Origin of the sequence: Kitasatospora sp. NPDC057198 (assembly GCF_042670125.1) — a bacterium.
Classification (GTDB): domain Bacteria; phylum Actinomycetota; class Actinomycetes; order Streptomycetales; family Streptomycetaceae; genus Kitasatospora.
Genome location: NZ_JBHUWH010000405.1, coordinates 1 through 7,111 on the forward strand (window position 1 = coordinate 1; position 7,111 = coordinate 7,111).

5 protein-coding genes are annotated in these 7,111 nt (G+C 69.8%); all 5 read right to left on the reverse strand.

Translation table 11 applies throughout. The features are described from left to right. Positions 1–53 precede the first annotated feature (53 nt). A complete protein-coding gene (locus ACFUEL_RS31470; protein ID WP_380240258.1) occupies positions 54–518 on the reverse strand; it encodes a DNA phosphorothioation-associated protein 4 in 465 nt (154 codons plus the stop codon). After that, positions 518–2,578 carry an AAA family ATPase gene (locus ACFUEL_RS31475; protein WP_380240260.1) on the reverse strand — a complete coding sequence of 687 codons (2,061 nt, stop codon included), beginning with the start codon at positions 2,576–2,578 and terminating at the stop codon, positions 518–520. Before ACFUEL_RS31475 ends, ACFUEL_RS31470 begins: the two co-directional genes overlap by 1 nt. After that, positions 2,575–2,739, reverse strand: a complete 165-nt coding sequence (locus tag ACFUEL_RS31480; RefSeq protein WP_380240262.1) for a hypothetical protein — start codon at positions 2,737–2,739, stop codon at positions 2,575–2,577. The genes ACFUEL_RS31475 and ACFUEL_RS31480 overlap by 4 nt, the downstream gene beginning before the upstream one ends. A 73-nt stretch (positions 2,740–2,812) precedes the next feature. Beyond that, complete coding sequence (locus tag ACFUEL_RS31485; RefSeq protein WP_380240264.1) at positions 2,813–4,960, reverse strand: DEAD/DEAH box helicase family protein; 2,148 nt, start codon at positions 4,958–4,960, stop codon at positions 2,813–2,815. Beyond that, the coding region (locus ACFUEL_RS31490; RefSeq protein ID WP_380240266.1) for a hypothetical protein at positions 4,960–7,111 on the reverse strand (2,152 nt) is incomplete at its 5' end. The genes ACFUEL_RS31485 and ACFUEL_RS31490, both read right to left, overlap by 1 nt.

Sequence of the window (7,111 nt, forward strand, 5' to 3'; positions counted from 1 at the left end):
GTGGAACGCCGCCGCCCGGCTCCGGTCCGGGGCGGCGGCGAATGCCGGAGGTGCTACCACTCCAAGGCGTCGAGCATGTCCTTGACCGGGTTGTCGTCCTCCTGCGGGGGCTGGACCAGGGCGTCCGAGACCAGTTGGGCGACCAGAGCGACCAGATCGCGGCTTCCGCGTGCGTTGATCTCGCCCTGCAGGTAGTGCAGGCCGCCGTTGGCGTACTCCTCGAAGATCCTCAGCCGGTCGCCCAGGCGGTCGTCCGCGAGGATTTTCGCGTCGTCGGGGCACTCCGTGACCGCCAGGACGTCGATCAGGACGTCGCCATAAGCACGGTTCTCCACCAACGCGTATCGGACTTGCTGCTCGGACTTGCTGTAGGACTTGCGCTGACCCTTGCGCTTGCCGAGCGCGGCGGCAAACAGCAGGGCCTCGTACATGGCCTGGAACGGGCCGTCCTTGCCGGTGAGGGCGACCAGCAGGTCCTCGTGTTCGGCGGGGCGCCGGAAGCGGGTCTCGACGGCCATCAGAAGGTCACCTCTTCCAGAGCGGTGTGGTCGAACTCGCCGTGCGACACGTAGGGGTAGGAGCGGCCGTGGATGGTGATGGTCTGCTCGGCGGAGTTGTGGTGGGTGGTGTAGGAGCGCAGTACGTACATCCGCGATGCCGCCGCTCCGAGGTGGTCCAGCACCTGGCCGCGGGACTGGGACTGCGAGAGCAGGGCGACGATCTGGGAGGTGAGCTTCGGCAGGGCCTCGGCGATGTCGTCCTGGTAGACGACGTCGAGGTTGCCGAACGGCGCATCCATCACCACCGGGTAGATGCCGCCGCCGCCCAGCGTCTCGTCACCGCCGCCCTGTTTGAGGTCGTCGATCTCCTTGGCGAGCTCGGAGACGGCGCCCACGAAGGAGAGGCCGAGGATCTGGTTCTCGCCGGTGCTGCGCGCGGCGGCGGCGCCGAAGGAGTCGTTGACCAACTGCAGCGAGAAGGTGGGGGTGATCGCCGGGGTGAACGGCTTGATGCAGATCCGGGCGAAGACGTCCTTGACCTTCGTGTCCAGCGCGCGGCGGACCTCCTCGGTCTTCAGGTCCCTGATCTTGAGGAACGCCTCCAGGACCTCGTCGACCAGTGCCACCTGGCTCTGGATGCGGCGGGACTCCGCGTCGGCACGCTCGGCCCCGTGGAAGCGCAGCTTGTTGGTGTCGAGCTGCTCCTGCAAGTTCGGCAGCTGGTTCTCGGCCTCGTGGCGCCGCTGCAGTGCCTCGATGCGCTTCCTGTCGAACTCCTTGCGGCGCTCCTCCAGCTTGCGCACGTCCATCACGTCGACACCCTCCAACTGCCGGGCGATGTCGCTCAATTCGATGTCGACGGCGTCGATCTCCTGCTTGAGGTCCTCGATGTCCTGCGCGCATCCACGCAGCTGGTCCAGCAGTTCGGTCCGGGCGTTGGCCAGGTCGGCGGCCTTGCCGGCCAGGTACATCCACCTGGTCTGGACATCGGCGAGACCGGCGTTGTACCGGCGCTCCTCCAGTGCCTTGCGGGCCTCCGACCCCGTCGGCAGGTCGCGCCCGCACATGCAGGTGTTGTCCTCCAGGAGGCCGTCGATGAAGTCCCGCTGGATACCGGCCGGGAGCTCCCGGCGCTGGCGCATGCCGTCGGCCAGGTCGAGGACCTGCGCGTCCAGCCCGCCGGTGAAAGCCAGGAAGCTGCTCTTGGCCAGGACCGCCTTGCGGTCCCCGAAGCGCTTGTCGCGTCGGCTCAACAGGTCGCGCCGCCGCTCCTCCAACTTGACGCGTTGCCGGGCGAGTGGAGCCGCCTTGTCGTTGGACCGCAGCGCCTTGTCGGCCGCGTCCACCTCGCGCTCGTAGCCCGCAGCGGTCTTGGAGAGTTCCAGCAGCTGATTGTGCACCGCCAGGATGCTCGCCTCCAGCTCCTTCCGCTCGGCGACCAGCTTCTGCAAGCGGGTGTCCCCGCCCTTTTCGACCTGCCGGGCGAGCTTGGCCGATGCTTTCGGCAGGTGCACCTCGATGGCCCGCTCGATCTCCTCCAGACCCATCAGGGTCTTGATCGCCTGCTTGACCTCCTCAGTGCGCTCGCCGGCGAACATCCGCTCCATGCGCTCGCCGTTGAAGAAGAAGAACTGCCGCAGCTCCCTCGGAAGGATCTTCTCGATGCGGTCCTGTCCGTTGACCGCCTGTCGGCTCTCGCCGTCCTGGCCGACCTCGGTGACCGAGAGCTGGGAGGGCAGCTCGCGCTGCTCCTCGTCGTTCTTGACGGTGGAGACCGAGCGGAGGACGTGGAAGCGCCGCCCCTCGTGTTCGAACACCAGTCGGACCGATGCCGTCGCCTGGGTGCCGAACGCCGTCTGCGACCAGGCGTGGTCGTTGATCACGCGCTCCTGGTACTCCACGTCATCGGAGAAGGTGCCGTAGAGCGCCCAGCCGAAAGCGTTGAGCAGCGTGGTCTTGCCCGCGCCGTTCATGCCGAAGACCAGCACTGCGGGCTTGCCGTCGGTGACCTCCAGGTCGAGTTCCTGGACCCCGTGGAAGACCCGGAAGTTCTCCAGGGTGAGCTTGAGCAGCTTCACTTGGCCAGCTCCTTGGCGGCTCGGACGATCTCGTCGGTCAGCATCGAGGGGTTCTTGACGTGCAGATACTGCCGCTCCAGTTCGAACACCCGCCCCACCAGCTTCCTGGCCTCGGGGGAGAGGGCGTCGAGGATCTCCCTGGCGGTCTGCTGGTCACTCATGAAGCCACCACGCTTCCCTTCGTCGTCCGTGTCATTGCCATCCGTTCCAGTTCCAGCGGGCCGGCCCGGCCCGTCAGACGTCCATCAGCCCGTAGCGCAGGCGCAGCGGCCGCAGGGCGTCCAGTGTGTCCACCTCGTTGTCGGCCAGGTGCGCGAACTCGGTCACCCGTGCCAACTCACGAGCCAGCATCTTCCGTTCTGTCTCCCTGGCCAGTCCGTTCGAGGCTTCGGGTGGGACCACGACGAAGTCGACGATGTCTGCGTGCTCCTTGCCGGGCGCCCGACGCAGGACGCGGCCGCGCCGCTGGATGAACTGCCGGGGGTTGGAGGAACTGGCCAGCAGATAGGCGGTGCGGGCGGCCGGCACGTCCACGCCCTCGTCGAGGCACTTCATCGATGCGAGGACCTGCAGGTCGTGTCCCGATGCGAAGCGCCGCAGCAGCTCCTGGCGGTCCTCGCGCCGGGTCTCGGCGGTGTAGGGGGCGGCGGACATCCGCAGTTGCTGACCGGCCAGGCCGAGCACCTGCTGCAACTGTGTCGGTTCGTCGCCGTCGCCGTGCTCGTAGCTCAGCGGATGGCGCCCCTCGGCGCAGTACAGCAGCTGGTGGCTGCTCTCCCGGCGCAGCGTCAGTTCGCGGCGCAGCGCCGGGAGTTTGGCGCGGGCGTGGCCGAGGATGTTCGCGCGCTTGCGCAGGAGCTTGCCCAGTGGAGTGTCCTCGTCCGAGTTCTCGCTGAAGCGCTGCGCCGCGAACAGTTTCGCGATCTTCTCGGTCACTTCGGTGTACAACTCGGCTTCCTGGTCGTCGAGTTCGATCAGGATCGGGGTGTAGGTGTAGTGGCAGAGGGCTCCTGCGCGGATGGCGTCCCCGATACCCATCTCGAAGACCACCGGGCCGAAGAAACCGGTGAGTGCGTCGGTGCCCTCGTCGTCGAACCAGCGTTCCGGGGTCGCTGACAGGCCGAGCCGGTAACCGGCGTTCCCGGGCAGCTTGTCGCGCAGCCGTCGGGCGCCCAGGTTGTGGCACTCGTCGGCGATGACCAGCAGGCGGCCCCGGTGGCGTTCCAGGAGGCCCTGCAGCGCGTCCGAGCCCAGGGTGGCGTTGGTGGTCACGATGACGCCGCCCTTCGCCGTGCCCAGCGTGAGCGCGTCGAGCAGTGTGCCGGCTTGCGGGTACCAGCGGCTGACGGACTCGTACGCGCGCACCGGCGTCATGCCGAACCTACTGATGTCCCGGCTCCACTGGTCCACCAGGTGCTGGTACGGGGCGACGACGACCGTGAGCAGGGCCTCGCCGCGGTTCCCCAGGATGCGGGAGAGCTGGGCGGCGGCGGCGAGCGCGGTCAGCGTCTTGCCCGTGCCGGTGGCCATGCGGAGGATGCCGCGGCACTCGTTGCCGAACCAGCGTTCCACCGCCTGCTTCTGGTAGTCGCGCACGACCAGGTCGCCGGGGATGCCGAGCCGGCCTTCGGCCTTCGGCCGCGGAAGCGTGACTGTGGCCCCGTCCATGGGGGGCAGCGGAGGGGGCGTCACGGAACGGCGCGCGCAGGACTCGATGACCTCCTTGGCGGCGGCGGTGAAGTCCAGCACGCGCAGCAGCGGGGTGCGGTCCTGCCACAACTCCTCGAAGTCCTGGCTGATCCGGACCGCCCGGTGGCTGTCCCCGGGTTCCCAGGTGCGGAAGACCTCGATCGATTCGAAGTTGCCGATGAGCCCCGACCTGGTCTCGTTGGCACTGCCCTTGAACGCGACCAGGTCGCGGCCGTCCCGGAAGACACCGATCTTCTCGTGGTACATGCCGATCCGGTCGCCCGAGGCCACGTAGGCGAGTTTCACGTCCAGCCGGCCGTCTGCGACCAACAGCCCGAGTCGGCCCAACCGGTGGGCGACCCGCGGGTCCGTGCAGGCATCCTCCAGGTCGCGCAGCGCGGCCTGCTCCAAGATCGCTCGCACTGCGTAGCCGGATTCCAGCTGCTGCACGTCCTCCGCGGTCAGTTGCGGCGAGGCGATCAGGCGCATCGTGCCGCCTCGGGCGGCGAACCGTTCGACGCCCTGGCCGAGAACGGCCAGGACCGAGGAGCTGAAGTAGCCGACGGCGCGGTCGTAGGCGGTGGCGGCGGCCAGCGCGGGGGCGTAGAAGTCCTCGACGATGTCGCAGCGGTCGCTGCGGTAGTCCGCCAGCAGACCGGTCCCGCGCAGGGCACCACCCGTTCCGTCCGCCATCACAGCCCCATCATGTCGAGGAGGTCGTCGGTACTGGCGCCCTCCTCCGGCCGGTCGAGACGGACGGGAGCGCCGACCGACGCGGTGCCCTCGCCGAGTACAGGATCGCCCAGGCGGCGCACGATCCCGTTGCGCGAGGTGAACGGCGGCGAGGACGCCACCTGGAACAAGCTGGACTCCTTGATGGAGAATTCCCGGGTCAGTACCTCGACGAGCCGGTCGACGGGGATCTGCCCACCGGCGGCATCGACCTCCTGCACGACCAGATCCTTGATCGTGGTGTAGCGGCGCAGACCCCATTCGGCCAGTGCCCAGGCGTTGACGTCGGTGCGCATCAGGCGCGGATCGGTCGGCAGTTGGGCCTTCAACGAGCGCTCGTTCACGTCCGCGCCCATGGCCGCAACCAGCAGGGGGAACGTCAGCGGGCTCCCGGCCTCGTGCAACGCGGCCCAGGCGCGGTCCCGCAGCGTCCTCCGCGGGGGCGTCGTAGGCACGGCACCCTCCTGGGCACCGGGGTGCGCGGTGGCGCTGGTCCAGGCGCCGTCCGCGGTGACCACCACGCGCGGGTCGGCGGCCAGCACGTCGGACACCCCGGTCAGCACGCCGGCATCGAGCAACGCGGCCAGCGCCTGGCCCGGAGACAACGGGGCCGGAGCCCCGTCGAGGACGGCCACGAGCGCGTCCGCGACCTGCTCGGTGTCACTCGGTTCCCACCCCGCCGAAAGGCCGGGGTCAGCGGCGGGCGGTTCGTCGGGCACGGCCCAGCCCGCTGAGGTCGGCTCGCTGTGCAGCAGGCGCTCCAGCAGTCCGTGCAGTTGCTCCGAGGAATCGGCGCGGTTCGACAGCAGCTCGGTGAGCGTCGCCCCGGGGGCTTCACCGAGCGCGAGCAGGCGCACCTCCTCGAGCAGGGCCTCCACGGCGTTCGGCGGTTCGGCAGCCACCGGGTTCGAGGGGGCAGCCGGTTCGGGGTTCGAGGGGGCAACCGGTTCGAGGGGCGCTTCCGGCTGTCCGGCTGCCGCCGCGGGGACGCGGGGGGCGGATCCGGCGGTCAGCGAGCCGGGACATTCGATCTGCCCGCCGACCACCCTCAGTCCGCAGTACTCCAGCCACTCCTGGGTGGGCCGCAGCTGGAGGGCGACCGAGGACAGCAACCGGTCGGCGGTGGCGGCCGACATGCACTCCGCCGGCTCGAAGGCAAGCGCTTCCAACGTCATGGCGACCGCTTTGGCCAACGAACCCTGGTACAGCCAGGGGGCGTTGGTGCCGGCGTGCAGGACGACGGCAGCCAGCACGTCGAGCGCCGACAGCCCGGAGCCGTTGACCTCGGTGGCCAGCCAAGGGTGTTGATCGACGAGGGACGAGCGGGCTACCGGGAGCTGTACGGCGTTCTCCACCGCGGCAATGGCCCGGTCCAGATCTCGGTCGGCGGCTGCGGCCCGCGCGAGTTCGGCCGGTAGGCCCTCCAACAGCCGCAGCACCTGCTCGTGCGTCGTGCGGTACAACCCTGCCAGCACCTCGGTCGGAATCGGCACGGTTGCGCCGAGGTGGTAGACGACGAGGTCCTGTGCCCGGGGGTCGAGCTGATCGAACCAGCGCTGCACGGCCTGACCCAGGCCCGGCGCGGCCGGTCGCTCCGGGCCGGCAGATGCCCCGGCCCGGACCAGCGAGGTCAGCGCGGCCCGGGCGGCCGTCGCCCGGTTCAGGGAGCGGATCGCCGTGACCTCGCAGGGGGAGAGCGCGGCGACACCGCGCAGCGTGGTGCCGCCCACCGCCTCCACGGCTGCGCGGATCTCCGGGGCCCCGTCCAGCTCGGACGTCGGCAGGTCCAGCGGGAGGTTCGGGAGCAGCTCGGAGAACGGCTCCGAGTCGAGGGGGCCGTATTCCAGGAACCCGGCGATCAGGTCGAACACCCGGTCGAGGCTTTCGTGCCGCTGCCGAGTCACCGCCGGCGTCTCGTGCTGCCACCACTGGGCCGGACCGCCCAGACTCTGGAGCATCCTCAGTTCGGAAGGAGCCAGCGCGTCCAGCCAGGGGAACAGCGTCCGCCACGTGTGGGCCGGTGCCGGCAGTGACGCCGCCATTGCGCGTACCTCCGAAGGGTCGGCGGGCTGCGGCGGCACGACGGTCGCCCGGGCCCGGGGCTCGCCCGGC